The sequence below is a fragment of the Flavobacterium sp. T50_26 genome (assembly GCF_057652995.1).
The window spans coordinates 1-14,643 of sequence record NZ_JBYFCC010000027.1 but is presented as its reverse complement, the minus strand read 5'-3'; the positions used below and the strand labels follow the sequence as shown (position 1 = coordinate 14,643).

9 protein-coding genes are annotated in these 14,643 nt (G+C 34.6%); all 9 read left to right on the top strand.

The annotated features are described in order from the left end of the window. Window positions 1-142 precede the first annotated feature (142 nt). The 9 genes from AC23MC_RS14125 to AC23MC_RS14085 all read left to right on the top strand — a co-directional run bounded on the left by AC23MC_RS14125 (window position 143) and on the right by AC23MC_RS14085 (window position 14,019). Entirely contained in the window at window positions 143-3,148 is a 3,006-nt protein-coding gene (locus AC23MC_RS14125) for a SusC/RagA family TonB-linked outer membrane protein (protein WP_487569015.1), read from the top strand. A gap of 12 nt (window positions 3,149-3,160) precedes the next feature. Next, window positions 3,161-4,639 (top strand): RagB/SusD family nutrient uptake outer membrane protein, encoded by a 1,479-nt coding sequence (locus tag AC23MC_RS14120; RefSeq protein ID WP_487569016.1) that lies wholly within the window; start codon window positions 3,161-3,163, stop codon window positions 4,637-4,639. A gap of 49 nt (window positions 4,640-4,688) precedes the next feature. Further along, window positions 4,689-5,471 carry a LamG domain-containing protein gene (locus tag AC23MC_RS14115; protein WP_487569017.1) on the top strand — a complete coding sequence of 261 codons (783 nt, stop codon included), beginning with the start codon at window positions 4,689-4,691 and terminating at the stop codon, window positions 5,469-5,471. A 103-nt stretch (window positions 5,472-5,574) separates the two neighbouring features. Further along, window positions 5,575-6,930 (top strand): glucoamylase family protein, encoded by a 1,356-nt coding sequence (locus tag AC23MC_RS14110; RefSeq protein ID WP_487569018.1) that lies wholly within the window; start codon window positions 5,575-5,577, stop codon window positions 6,928-6,930. Between the two features lie 18 nt (window positions 6,931-6,948). Then, on the top strand, window positions 6,949-7,644 hold the full coding sequence (locus AC23MC_RS14105) for a carboxylesterase family protein (protein ID WP_487569019.1): 696 nt from the start codon (window positions 6,949-6,951) through the stop codon (window positions 7,642-7,644). A gap of 4 nt (window positions 7,645-7,648) precedes the next feature. Then, entirely contained in the window at window positions 7,649-9,946 is a 2,298-nt protein-coding gene (gene bglX, locus AC23MC_RS14100) for a beta-glucosidase BglX (protein WP_487569020.1), read from the top strand. 64 nt (window positions 9,947-10,010) lie between these two features. Continuing rightward, entirely contained in the window at window positions 10,011-11,768 is a 1,758-nt protein-coding gene (locus AC23MC_RS14095; RefSeq protein ID WP_487569021.1) for a family 43 glycosylhydrolase, read from the top strand. A 235-nt stretch (window positions 11,769-12,003) separates the two neighbouring features. Then, a complete protein-coding gene (locus tag AC23MC_RS14090) occupies window positions 12,004-13,437 on the top strand; it encodes an MFS transporter (RefSeq protein WP_487569022.1) in 1,434 nt (477 codons plus the stop codon). Between the two features lie 159 nt (window positions 13,438-13,596). Next, window positions 13,597-14,019 carry a lipocalin family protein gene (locus AC23MC_RS14085; RefSeq protein WP_487569023.1) on the top strand — a complete coding sequence of 141 codons (423 nt, stop codon included), beginning with the start codon at window positions 13,597-13,599 and terminating at the stop codon, window positions 14,017-14,019. Window positions 14,020-14,643: the final 624 nt, after the last annotated feature.

The window sequence follows — 14,643 nt, the reverse complement described above, 5'->3', positions numbered from 1 at the left end:
AAATTAACATTTTATTGCATTGATAGTTAATTGATTAATATTTTATTTTAAGTAATTGATGTACTCATGTAGTGTAGTTTTTAGGATTAACTATAACGTTTTAGTTTGTATATTCGTGTAAACAAAACTTAAATGATTTAACATGAAAAAAATTTATTTATTAATGCTTTCATTTTTATTTCCATTGATTTCATTTGCTCAAGAAGTCAGTGGTACAGTTAAAGATGAAACAGGTGTCCCCTTAGCAGGAGTGAACATTCAAAATTTAACATCAAGTAAGTATACTACTACTGATTTTGATGGAAATTTTATAGTTACTGCGGCCGGAACCGATCAGCTTAAATTCACAATGATTGGTATGTCTGATTTAGTAATTTTAGCTTCTCAAGCATCCAGTGTCATCATGAAAACCGAAGTAATGCAGTTGGATGATGTTGTCATGATTGGATACGGTTCAGCAAAAAAACGTGATTTAACAGGTTCAATCGTAAAGATTTCAGGTGATGAAGTTGCCGAAAGACCAAACACAAACCCAATTAACTCTTTACAAGGAAAAGTAACCGGATTAACGATTGTAAATTCAGGAACCCCTGGTGCTGAGCCAGACATTAGAATTAGGGGTACTGCAAGTTTATTTCAAACAAAACCTTTGTATGTTGTAGACGGAATTTTTAACGATAATATCAGCTATGTAAACCCAAGTGATATTGAATCAATAGAGGTTTTAAAAGACCCTTCTTCTCTTGCTGTTTTTGGTGCTAAAGGTGCAAACGGTGTAATCATCGTAACTACAAAAAGAGCTAAAGTAGGTAAAACAACTATTAATTACAATACTTCAATAGGCTTAAAATCAATCACAAACAAACCTGAATTAACTAACGGTGAACAATTTAGAACCTTGTATGATCAACAAAGAGAGAATCAAGGAGCGGGTTTATATCCTTATTATAATCTTTTCAATGCAAATACAGATTGGATTGATGAAATTTCGAATGATAGTGCAATTATTAATATTCACAATTTATCTATTTCCAACGCTACCGAAAAAAATAAATTTTATTTAGGATTAGGTTACGTTAATGAAGAAGGTTTAATAATCAATGAATTATACAAAAAATTTACTTTCAATTTAAATAATGAATTGAAACTGAATGATAATATTAAGATTGGAGTAGGGCTTAATGGTTCAGATGAACGTTTACCAAGATTGTATAACTTTTCTTCAGCAATTAATGCCACACCAATTGTAGCTCCGTATAACAATGAATTAGGTATTTATAATCAATTACCAATTGATATTGGTGGAGCACAAATTGGTAATCCATTAGTGGAAGCTGAAGCAAAAAAGAATACACAAATCAATAGATTGACCCGTTTTGTAGGTAATATTTTTGCTGAAATTAGAATTATTGATAACTTAAAATTAAGAGGTGCTTATTTAGCAGACGTTGGCTATTCCAAAGGTAGAGGCTATACACCTGTTTTTAATATTTATACCGCAGAAACAGATGAAACAACATTATACGCTAGTAATGCTTTAACCGGTGTTAATCAATTTAAAAACGATAGTCAAAAATTACAACAAGACCTATTGTTAAGCTACGATAAGGAATTTGGAAAACATGGTGTTTCAGCCTTAATAGGATATACTCGTTATGAAGAATATTTTAGCGGAGTAAGTGGTTCTGTAAGACAAAAAGCTCCAAGTTATAATGATGAAGGTATAGATGTAAATGCAATTCCAAACGATCCAAGATGGTGGTACTTGAATGTATATCCTTATGGAGATCTTACCACAAGATTAGCAAATTCTGATCAATGGGATAGATCTACAGTTTCTTATTTAGGAAGAATTTTATATAATTATGATAGTAAATATATGTTAAATGCTTCTTATAGAAGAGATGGTTCTTCTGAAGTTAGACAATGGCAAAATTTCTGGTCAATTGGAGCAGCTTGGGAAATAACTAAAGAAGCTTTTATGGCCAATCAAAAAGTATTTGATTTCTTAAAACTTAAAACTTCTTTTGGGCAATTGGGTAATCAATTTACTTCGGTGCATTATCCTACTTATCCAAACTACGTTAACGGTTCAAGTGCTGTTTTTGATGATCAATTAGTGCCTGCTTATATATTAGAATACCGTAACAACCCTAATTTAAAATGGGAAACAGTTACTTCTAAAGAATTTGGTATTGAATTAGCAACATTTAATAATAGATTAAGTTTTGAGGCAAATTATTATGATAAAACTACAGAAGATTTACTAACATTTGTTCAGTTAGGTAGTGAAAGATTTTATGTTAATGCCGGTGAAATAGAAAATAGCGGTATTGAACTTGCTGCTTCATGGAAAGATAGGCTAAATGATGATTTTAGTTATTCATTTTCCGGAAATTTAACGACAGTTAGTAATAGAGTTAATTCTGTATATGAAGATGGTTATGAAATATTTGATGGACCAACTATTCTAAGTGCAGGAAACCCAGTAGGAGCTTTTTATGGTTATGTGGTAGAAGGAGTTTATCAAACTTATGCAGATATTCTTAATTCAACTCCAAGTACTTTAGGAGCATATGATGTTGGTGATTTAAAATTTAAAGACATCAATGGAGACGGAGTAATCGATGCAAATGACAGAACAAAAATTGGTGATCCTACGCCTGATTTTACCTACGGAATTTCTACAAATATTGATTACAAAGGTTTTAGCTTATCAGTAGATCTACAAGGTGTTTACGGAAATGAGATTTGGAGAGATTGGGGTAACGGTTCAACGTTTGCTCAATTTAATTATAGAACAGACCGTTTAGGAGCATGGAACGGACCGGGAACTTCAAACTGGGAACCTCGTTTGAATGACGCATCTGGATATAATACAAATAACCGTTCAACTTATATGATTGAAGATGGTAGCTACATGCGATTGAGAAATGTTCAATTAACATACAGTTTTAATCAAAATTTAGTAAGTAAATTAAAAATTGAGAGCTTAAAATTATACCTCAGTGCACAAAACATGGTAACATGGTCAAAAAATTCAGGCTTTTCTCCTGAGGCAGGTGGCTCTCCAACAAAATTTGGAATTGATACCGGTGGATATCCTGTTCCTGCAATTACAACTTTAGGCTTAAACGTTACATTCTAAAAAAATAGCATTATGAAAATAAAAACAATTTTAAAATCTTCGTTGTTTATTGCCTTATCATTAGTGATGATTACAGCATGTAATGACGATGAATTCTTAGACAGAAAACCTTTAGGAACAGCAACAGAAGGTGATCTTACTGCCGGAGGTTTTGAAGAAAAAGCATTCGGTTTATACGGAATGTTAAGAACACAAGGCGGAATTGCAGATTGGACTAGGTATTGGTTTCAAAGCATTCGTTCCGATGATGCAGCCAAGGGAAGTACTTCAACAGATGCAGCGGCTTTTGGAGCAATTTTTGATAATTTTCAATATGCAGCAGCCGAGGGATTCGCAGCAGGTAATTGGAACGGACATTACAGCTTAATTTATGCGTGTAATGATTTAATTATAGATGTAGAAGAATCAGAAGCAACAGATGCAGGAAGTATCTCTAATAAAGCAGAAGCTATGGCTATTAGAGCATTTGCTTATTTTGAGTTACGAAGAGATTATGGAGAAGTGCCAATTATTACCAACAGAGTGGTGAATCCGAGTGATGGTGTAAAAGCAAAATCCACAATTGCAGAAGTTGATGCACAGATAATTAGCGATTTAACTTTTGCCAAAGAGAATTTACCCGTTTCTTGGCCTGCTCATCCGGGAAGAGCTACAAAAGGTTTTGCTCAAACATTGCTTGGTAAATTGTATTTGTACCAACAAAATTGGGCAGATGCATTAACAGAATTGACTGATGTGATGGGATATGGTTATACATTACATAATAACTTTTCAACCTTATTTTTTAAAGAGGGAAATAACTCAACAGAATCTGTTTTTGAAATTCAATTTTTACGTTTAGGAGGTGTCAATTATTCAAATAACTACTGGGAATCACAAGGTATTCGCGGTGCTGGAACGTGGGATTTAGGTTGGGGATTCAATGTGCCAACCCAAGCATTAGTGGATGCTTTTGAAACCGGAGACCCTCGAAGAGAAGCAACAATTTTGTTTGAAGGACAATCAGATGGTAGCAATCCTCCATTAGTATTACCTACAGGATTAGCTCAGCCGTATTGGAATAAAAAAGCTTATACCCTTCCTTCTGAAAGAATCTTTTACGGTGAAAATAAAAACCATTGGGGCAACATTAAGGTTATTCGTTATGCCGATGTGCTTTTAATGGCAGCAGAAGCAGCAAATGAAACAGGTCAAACAGCATTAGCAACAACCTATATTAATCAAGTTAGAGCAAGAGCAAGAGGCAACAATGCTTCCGTTTTGCCAGACATTATATCTGCAGATCAATTGGTTGTTAGAAATGCAATCAAACAAGAAAGAAGAGTTGAATTTGCTATGGAAGGTGAACGATTCTACGATTTAGTTAGATGGGGAGATGCAACATCTGTTTTAGGCGGTTTAGGATATCAGGATAGAAATAAACATTATCCTATTCCATTAACAGCTATCGATCAGTCAGGAGGCGTTTTAGTTCAAAATCCAAACTATTAATAAACCAAGATATTGTCTTTCGTGATAATTTCTACAAAATAAATAAAATATGAAACATTTTAAAATTTCAATATTGAAAACAGGCCTACTTCTTTTTGGTATGTTTTCGCTTATTGCCTGTCAGGATATGGATCGTCCAGAATTAGGAGATTATCCCTTAGACGTTGGTAACTATACTCCATTAAATGGTGAAAAACTTTATGCAGAATTTGAGAACCAATTTTTCTTGAATTCTGTATCAGGAGCACCTGCAACAAAAGTTGGTGTTCCTGTATTAGGCGAACCTAAAGTTGGTGAGCATTCTCTTAAAGGTGCAACAGGTTCATATATTTCATATCCAATCACTGGAATGTTTACAGATGAATTAACCATTTCTTTTTGGTACAAAGTCAATGCATCTCCAGATAGATCAGGTTTGTTAGTAATTGGAAATCCAACTGCTTTTGAAATAAGCGGAGATGAAAGTAGAAAATATGGATTCCGACTATTTAGAGAAGGAAATGCTACATCTCAAACAATTAAATTAAACGCAGGTTTTGGAACAGGAGAATCATGGAACGATGGCGGAACTTTAACTGTTAATGATAGTTGGGTGTATATAACACTTACAATATCAACAACAGAATCCAAAATATATTTTGATGGAGTTCTTCAAAGAACCGCTACATTTTCCACTCCAATAAATTTCACTGACTGTAATAGTCTTGTAATAGGAGCAGGTGGACCAACGTTTTCTTATTGGGGACATAATTCAGATAGTAGCTTATATGATGAAGTCAGACTTTTTAATAGGGTTTTAACCCAAGAGGAAATTGTTGATTTGATGGATTAAATCCATCAGATTAAAAAAATTATTAATTAAATTACCTAACCTTGAATCATCATGATTTTATAAATAGGTTAGGTAATTTATATAATATTTCAACTAAAATAAAATGAAATTTACAATACTATTTTTTTCTTTAACACTACTTATTAATTCGTGCTCATCATCATCAAACATTGATAATGGTGACGAAGCAGCACCGTTATCCGAAAACGAAATTTTAGATCAAGTTCAAAAAGATGCTCTTATCTATTTTTGGGATTTGGCTCATCCAAATTCAAAATTAGCCCGTGAGCGGTACATTATTTCAGATCCTACTTTTGATCAAAATATCGTCACCACCGGCGGTTCAGCTTTCGGTCTAATGACAATAATTGTTGGTATAGAAAGAGGTTTTGTTTCCAGAACAGAAGCAGTTTCTCGTTTGCAAACAGCCTTAAATTTCCTAGAAAATGCCGATCGTTTTCACGGTGCATGGCCACATTGGATGAACGGAAATACTGGAGATGTTATTCCGTTTGGAGCCAATGACAACGGAGGTGATTTAGTAGAAACAGCCTTCTTATGTCAAAGCTTAATCACGCTAAGAGAATATTTTAAAAGCGGAAATTCCGCAGAACAAGCTCTTGCACAAAAAGCAGATGATTTGTGGAAAGGCGTAGAATGGGATTGGTATACTAAAGGAGAAAATGCACTTTATTGGCATTGGTCACCAAGCAATGGGTGGCTCATGAATTTTAAGTTAGAAGGTTACAACGAATGTTTGATAACCTATGTCTTGGCAGCCGCTTCACCAACGCATCCCGTGCAATCAGAGGCTTATCATCAAGCTTGGGCACGCAATGGAAATATTGTTCATGGAGGAAATCAGTATGGAATTCCGGTTATCTTAAACCACAATGGAGCTACTGGAACGGTTGGACCTTTATTTTGGGCTCATTATTCTCATTTAGGATTAGACCCAAGAGGCTTAACCGATCAATATGCAAACTATTGGGATTTGAATAAAAATCATTCACAAATAATTTATCAACACAGTATTGCAAACCCAAATAATTTTAATGGTTATTCCGATAAATGTTGGGGATTAACTGCCAGTTATACCAGAAATGCAGACGGCACAACGGGTTATACTGCTCATCAGCCAAATAATGATAAAGGAGTTATAACACCAACTGCAGCGTTGTCTTCATTTCCTTACACACCTGCAGAATCTATGAAATTTTTACGTTATTTGTATGATGAAAAAAAAGCAACACATGTTGGAATTGCAGGACCTTATGATGCTTTTTCTCCACATTATAACTGGGTAACGCAACGTTATCTTGCTATCGATCAGGGCACAATTGTTCCCATGATTGAAAATCATCGTACAGGATTATTATGGAATTTATTTATGCAAGCACCGGAAGTTAGAACCGGATTGCAAAATTTAGGTTTCGCTTCTTCCCAACACGGATTTTAAATTAAAAAGAATTATATAATGAAACACATAATAATTAGTTTAGTCGTATTGTTTTTTACACAAGGTTTTTCACAAACCGAGAGTGGGTCATTCACTACTGCTATCACAAAGCAATACGATTATAACTATTTATTACACAAACCAAAAAAATCAAGTAGTAAAAAACCGCTTATTATTTTTCTACACGGTTCCGGCGAAAAAGGAAACGATTTAGAAAAAGTAAAAGTTCACGGGCCTTTAAACTATTTGCAAAATAATGAATTAGATGCCTTTGTTTTGGTACCTCAATGTCCGCAAGAGACATATTGGGAATCAGAATCATTACACCAACTTATTCAAAAAGTTATAAAAGAAAATAATATTGACACGAACAGAATTTACCTCACCGGATTGAGCATGGGAGCTTGGGGAGCATGGAATTTAGCCTTTGCCCATCCCGAAACTTTTGCCGCTTTAGTGCCTATTTGCGGTTTTGTAGATCGAGTTCCAATGATTGAAAATTGCAAAATTGCCAACATTCCAACCCGAATTTTTCACGGTTTAATGGATGATGTAGTTGATGCAAATTATTCTATTACCATTTATAAAAAATTAAAAGGCTGTTCAAAAGATTTAGAATTAACACTTTTTGATGATGCCAATCACGACAGTTGGACCAGAGTTTACAACAACTCCGCAATTTACGAGTGGATGTTCCAACAGATAAAAAAATAAAACTATGCAATTAATAAAATCAATAATCCTTACGTTACTTATATCATCTTCTTTATTTGCCCAAAAAGCAAATAAAACCAAAGCTCCTGTTTCTAAATCGGAGTTTATTGAAGAATTAATTTCTAAAATGACATTAGATGAAAAAATAGGGCAATTAAATCTTCCCACTTCTGGCGATATTACAACCGGTCAAGCCAATAGTTCTAATGTAGCTAAAAATATAGAAGAAGGAAAAGTAGGCGGATTATTCAACATAAAATCTGCTTCCAAAATCAGAGAAGTTCAAAAAATAGCTGTTGAAAAAAGCAGATTAAAAATTCCATTACTTTTTGGAATGGATGTTATTCACGGATACGAAACTACCTTTCCAATTCCGCTTGGATTATCAAGTACATGGAATATGAATTTAATTGAACGCAGTGCTCAAATTGCTGCCAAAGAAGCCAGTGCAGACGGAATCAATTGGACGTTTTCTCCCATGGTTGATATTTCTCGCGATCCTCGTTGGGGAAGAGTTTCAGAAGGCTCAGGTGAAGATGCTTATTTAGGTAGTCAAATTGCCAAAGCGATGGTAAATGGATATCAAGGAAAAGATTTATCATTAAATACGACCATTTTGGCATGTGTAAAACATTTTGCTTTATACGGTGCACCGGAAGCAGGTCGAGATTATAATACCGTAGACATGAGTAGAATTCGAATGTATAACGAATATTTCCCTCCATACAAAGCTGCTGTGGATGCCGGAGTTGGTTCGGTGATGGCTTCATTTAACGAAATTGACGGAATTCCTGCCACCGGAAATAAATGGTTAATGACCGATGTACTTCGTAAACAATGGAAATTTAATGGTTTTGTTGTGACAGATTACACCGGAATTCCGGAAATGACCGATCACGGAATGGGTGATTTGCAAACCGTTTCAGCAATGGCTCTAAATGCCGGAATTGAATTAGATATGGTAGGCGAAGGATTTTTATCCACTTTAAAAAAATCGGTTAACGAAGGAAAAGTAACTGTTCAACAAATAGATAATGCTGTTCGTTTAATTTTAGGTGCAAAATACGATTTAGGTTTGTTTGAAGATCCGTATCGCTATTGCGATTTAAAACGTAATAAAACAGATATTTTCACACAAGCTCATCGTTCAGAAGCAAGAAAAACAGCTGCAGAATCATTTGTTTTATTAAAAAATGAAAAAGGAATTTTACCTTTAAAAAAATCAGGAACAATCGCTGTAATTGGACCACTAGGAAATAATTCAGTAAATATGCCGGGAACTTGGAGTGTGGCTACTAAACACGAAAGTGCTGTTTCATTGACCAAAGGAATGCAAGAAATTTTAGGTAAATCAGCCAAAGTAATTTATGCCAAAGGAAGTAATTTGGTCGCTGATGCCGCTTATGAAGAAAGAGCAACAATGTTCGGGAAAACATTAAACCGTGACAACAGAACCAAAGAAGAATTATTAAAAGAAGCCCTAGACGTTGCTGCTCAAGCCGATGTTATTATAGCAGCAATCGGCGAATCATCTGAAATGAGTGGTGAATCAAGTAGCCGCACCGAATTAGGAATTCCCGATGTTCAAAAAGAATTATTAGATGCTCTTTTAAAAACAGGAAAACCGGTTGTTTTGGTTTTATTCACAGGAAGACCTTTGGTTATGGTGGAAGAAAATCAAAAAGTTTCAACCATTTTAAATGTTTGGTTTCCGGGAACAGAAGCAGGTTATGCCATCACCGATGTATTGTTTGGCGACGAAAATCCATCCGGAAAATTAACAGCAACTTTTCCTAGAAGTGTTGGACAAATTCCAATTTTTTATAATCATAAAAACACCGGAAGACCTTTAGGAAATAAAGAAGGAAAGTTTGAGAAATTTAAAACAACTTACATAGATGAGCGTAATGAACCTTTATATCCGTTTGGATATGGATTGAGTTACACGACTTTTTCCTATTCTAATTTAAAAATTTCGGATACTAAAATGTCTCCTGACGGTAAAATTATTGCTTCTGTAGATGTTTCAAATACAGGAAATTATGACGGAAAAGAAGTAGTCCAACTTTACATTCGCGATATTGTTGGTTCTGTAACAAGACCGGTAAAAGAATTGAAAGGTTTCCAAAAAATACTTTTGAAAAAAGGTGAGAAGAAAACCGTTTCTTTTGAAATTTCAGTTGAAGATTTAAAATTTTATAATACTGATTTAGAATTTGTAGCCGAACCGGGAATGTTCGACGTTTTCATCGGAACAAATTCAAATACTACCGAAAAAGTACAATTTGAGTTAGTTAAATAATTGAGTTTTTGTTTACTTGAAAACCCTTTGAGCTTTTCAAAGGGTTTTTTTTAAATTTTTGAATATGAAAAACCTACATATCATATTATTTTTCTTGATGGGAATAACTTCTGCGTTTTCTCAACAAAAAACCTATTGTAATCCAATTAATGTGGATTATGGCTATTGTCCGATTCCAAATTTTGTTACACAAGGAAAACACAGAGCTACAGCCGATCCGGTGATTACATTTTTCAAAGGAAAGTATTATCTTTTTTCAACCAATCAATGGGGATATTGGCACAGTAGCGATATGTTGAATTGGGAATTTGTGTCGCGAAAATTTCTTCGCCCCGAACATAAGGTGTACGATGAATTATGTGCTCCTTCATTGTCATTTGTCAATGATACGTTGTTAGTAATTGGTTCAACACATTCTAAAGAATTTCCGTTATGGATGAGCAAAAATCCCGAAAAAGATGATTGGAAAGAATTAGTTCACAAGCACCAAGCCGGAGCTTGGGATCCGCAAATTTTTTGGGATCAGGAGAAAGATGAGGTCTATATGTATTACGGTTCAAGCAATTTATATCCGTTGTATGGCTTGAAATTGAATCGAAAAACATTTCAGCCGGAAGGTGAACCCGTTCCTGTTTTAGCATTAAATGATGATGAACACGGTTGGGAACGATTTGGCGAAAACAATGATAACACTTTTCTGCAACCTTTTACAGAAGGTGCCTTCATGACCAAACATAATAACAAATACTACTTGCAATACGGAGCTCCGGGAACCGAATTTAGTGGTTATGCGGATGGAGTTTATGTTGGAAATAATCCGCTTGGGCCGTTTGAATATCAACCACATAATCCGTTTTCGTATAAACCGGGCGGATTTGCAAGAGGAGCAGGGCATGGCGGAACGTATCAAGACAACAACAATCAATATTGGCACGTTTCCACGATTGGAATCTGTGTTAAAAATAACTTTGAACGCCGCATCGGAATTTGGCCATCCGGATTTGATAATGATGGTGTGATGTTCAGTAATACGGCGTATGGTGATTATCCCACCTTTTTACCATCTCAAAAGAAAAATCATCCAACTGAACATTTTTCAGGTTGGATGTTACTGAATTACAACAAACCAGTTCAGGTTTCTTCAACCTTAGGCGGATTTCAAGCTAATTTTGCTGTTAATGAAGATATTAAAACCTATTGGAGTGCAAAAACCGGTAACAAAGGCGAATTTATTGTTTCCGATTTAGGCGAAATGAGTACAGTGAATGCTATTCAAATTAACTATGCAGACCAAGATGCCGAATTAATGGGAAAACCTGATAAAACTAATGGTCATAAATACATTTTATATGCTTCAAACGATGGAAAAAATTGGAAAGTGATTGTTGATAAAAGCAAAAGTTCCAAAGATGTTCCGCATGAATACATTGAATTACAAACTCCAATAAAAGCACGATTTTTAAAACTAGAAAATCACGGTATGCCAACAGGAAAATTTGCGTTAAGCGGATTTAGAGCGTTTGGAAAAGGTTCTGGTGAAAAACCAAAAGAAGTTCAAAATTTTGTACCATTACGTTCTGCTCCAAAAATCAAAGGCGAACGCAGAAACGTTTGGTTCAAATGGCAACAAGAACCTGCGGCAGATGGTTATGTAATTTATTTTGGAAAGTCGCCGGACAAATTATACGGTTCCATCATGGTGTATGGCAAAAATGAATATTATTTTAATGGTTTAGATCGTTCAGATGTGTATTATTTCCAAATTGAAGCCTTTAACAATAACGGAATTGGTCCGAGAACCGAAATTAAAAAAGCAGAATAAAAAAGTATTCAAATTTACGCAATCGTTGTATTTTTTATAAAAATGCATTTATGAAAACGTTTTCGTTGATAACTATTTGTTCAAATTGTGAATTAGATTTTGACATAAATGTATATTTAAGGATTATTTCTCATAAAAATTATCAGTACTTTATTAAACAAGTGTTTTTTTTATGATTTATATAAATACTATTTTTAAACAACCTCATAACTAACCTTTTAACTAAACAAACCAAATGAGTCAAGAACAACAAACCAAGTGGGGACAATTCATTCCGTTAGTAACCGTTTTCTTCTTTTGGGGATTCGTGGCGGCGAGTAACGACATCTTAATTCCCGTTTTCAAAAAAGCATTCGATTTAACACAAGGGCAAAGTCAATTAGTTTCTGTCGCTTTTTATGTAGCTTACACAGTTGGATCACTAATTTATATGGGGATTTCGTATTTAACCAAAGGTGATATTATTAACCGAATTGGTTATAAAAATGCATTAGCTTTAGGATTAATAATTTCTGCTTTAGGAACATTATTGTTTTATCCGGCGGCAAATAATGGCTCATTTCCATTAATGCTTTCCGGTTTATTTATTGTGGGACTTGGTTTTTCATTACAACAAACAGTTGCAAATCCGTTAGCTATTTCGTTAGGACCCATTTCTACCGGTTCGCAACGTTTAACAATGGCTGGAGGAATCAATAATTTTGGTACAACAATTGGACCGTTGATTGTTAGTTTTGCCATTTTTGGTTCAGCAGCATCAGCCAATACTGATGTGAGTATTGAAAGTGTAAAAATTCCTTATTTAATTCTTGGTGCAGCGTTTATTTTAGTGGCTATTTTACTTAAATTTTCATCTATTCCTGACAAAGTTACTGAAGTCATTGAAATTGAAGATGAAACGCGTCCGTCCAAAAAATCAGCTTTGCAATATCCTCAGTTGATTTTGGGTATGATTGCGATATTTGTTTATGTTGGTGTAGAAGTTTCAACTGCCAGTAATTTACCTGATTTTATGGAAAGCAAACTTGGTTTTGCCACCAAAGATATTGCACCATATGTTTCACTATATTGGGCTTCGTTAATGATTGGTCGTTGGACAGGTGCTGTTGAAGCATTTAGTGTTACGGCAAGTACTCAAAAAATATTGAAATTTTTAGCACCTTATATTGCTTTTGGAGTTTTCTTGGTTGTGAATGCCATCGCCAAAAGTGACTTAACTCCTTTTTATGTATATGCATTAGTAATTGTTGTTTTAATTGCTGCCGATATTGCCAGTAAAGGAAATCCTGCTCGAATGTTATTGATTTTTTCAACGTTAGGCATCATTTCTTTATTAATCGGAATGTCAACCACAGGAATGCTAAGTGTTTATGCTTTTACTAGTGTTGGGTTATTTTGCAGTACCTTATGGCCATGTATTTTTACTTTAGCCATTAGTGGTTTAGGAAAAAACACAAACCAAGGAAGTAACTTCTTAATTATGATGATTATGGGAGGTGGAATTGTAAGTTGGTTGCAAGGTGTTGTTGCTGATAAAACAGACATTCAGTTTAGTTATATAGTAGGTGTAGTTTGTTTTGTATACTTAGCATTTTACGCTTGGAAAGTAAGCGGAATTCTAAGAAATCAAGGCATTGATTTTGATAAAAAAGTGTCCGGAGGACATTAATTTATATTTGTTTTAAAGTTAAGAACCCGATAAGTGATTGTCGGGTTTTTTGCTTTTTACTTCAAGGCTGAAATTCTATAAAACATCCTCAAAATTCTGTAACAAGCTTTAACAACCTCAACTTTACCTTTACACCATAATCATTAAAATAAACAAATTATGAAAAATCGAAGTCTATTATTCGCCTTTGCATTAACTATCGGATTATTTGCCACTTCATGTAGTGATGACGATAACGAAGGTGAAACAATTGTCCCTCTAGCAGGGAAATGGAATTTAATGCAGGTGGGAACAGTAGTTGCAGGACAAGAAGTTCTAATTGATGCTCCTCAAAATGAAGAAGGATGTGCCGAAGATTACATGGATCTAAAAGTTAGTGATGAAGTTATTCTAGGAGATTATGATTCTACAGACGCTCCATGTGAATTAACTACCACTACTGGAGTTTACGTGCGATCGCACAATAACTTAACTACTGTTTTTGGCGATGTATCTAGAACGCAAGATATTATGAATCTTACAGTTACACAATTAAAGTTAAGAGATGCATCTGGTGCGATTGAAGTATATGAAAGAGACTAATTCTCTAAATTAAAAGTAAATCCTTCACGTTAAAGGGTTGAATGTAGAAACGGAAACACTTTGAGTAGTTGTTTCCGTTTTTTTTTGTAAAATTTATAATTAGTTTTGTTGTATTGAATAGGATTATTCTACACTAAAATTTGTAAACAACCCCATTTATGGCGTCAGGAACGTCATGCATGGGGTTGTTTACGTCAAATTTGGCGTCAAGGACGTCAAGGATGACATCACAGACGTCAAATTTGGCGTCAGGAACGTCAAGTTTGGCGTCAACAACGTAAACGATGACATCACGGACGTCAAATTTTGGGTCAGGAACGTAAACGATGGCGTTAACAACGTCAACTATGGCATCGCTGACGTTAAATTTGGCATCAATGACGTCAACGATGGCATCAAAGACGTCAAGTTTAACATTCGCTACACCAATGATGGGGTAAATAACGTCAAATTTGGGGTTTTTAGATTGTATAATGGTTTAGGCAAGAGGTAAAGGGTTGAAGTAGTTTGTAATTTTGATTTATAGATAGTTATATCCATATTATCCCGACACTATCCTAAAAAGTGTGTAAGTTTAAAAATAAAGGGGTTTGACTTTTTAATTAGAGTTGAACCCTTTTTTCA

Excerpts from the sequence above, each read along its gene's own strand:
- AC23MC_RS14125 (WP_487569015.1), top strand. The coding sequence starts at position 143 with ATGAAAAAAATTTATTTATTAATGCTTTCATTTTTATTTCCATTGATT.
- AC23MC_RS14120 (WP_487569016.1), top strand. The coding sequence starts at position 3,161 with ATGAAAATAAAAACAATTTTAAAATCTTCGTTGTTTATTGCCTTATCA.
- AC23MC_RS14115 (WP_487569017.1), top strand. The coding sequence starts at position 4,689 with ATGAAACATTTTAAAATTTCAATATTGAAAACAGGCCTACTTCTTTTT.
- AC23MC_RS14110 (WP_487569018.1), top strand. The coding sequence starts at position 5,575 with ATGAAATTTACAATACTATTTTTTTCTTTAACACTACTTATTAATTCG.
- AC23MC_RS14105 (WP_487569019.1), top strand. The coding sequence starts at position 6,949 with ATGAAACACATAATAATTAGTTTAGTCGTATTGTTTTTTACACAAGGT.
- bglX (WP_487569020.1), top strand. The coding sequence starts at position 7,649 with ATGCAATTAATAAAATCAATAATCCTTACGTTACTTATATCATCTTCT.
- AC23MC_RS14095 (WP_487569021.1), top strand. The coding sequence starts at position 10,011 with ATGAAAAACCTACATATCATATTATTTTTCTTGATGGGAATAACTTCT.
- AC23MC_RS14090 (WP_487569022.1), top strand. The coding sequence starts at position 12,004 with ATGAGTCAAGAACAACAAACCAAGTGGGGACAATTCATTCCGTTAGTA.
- AC23MC_RS14085 (WP_487569023.1), top strand. The coding sequence starts at position 13,597 with ATGAAAAATCGAAGTCTATTATTCGCCTTTGCATTAACTATCGGATTA.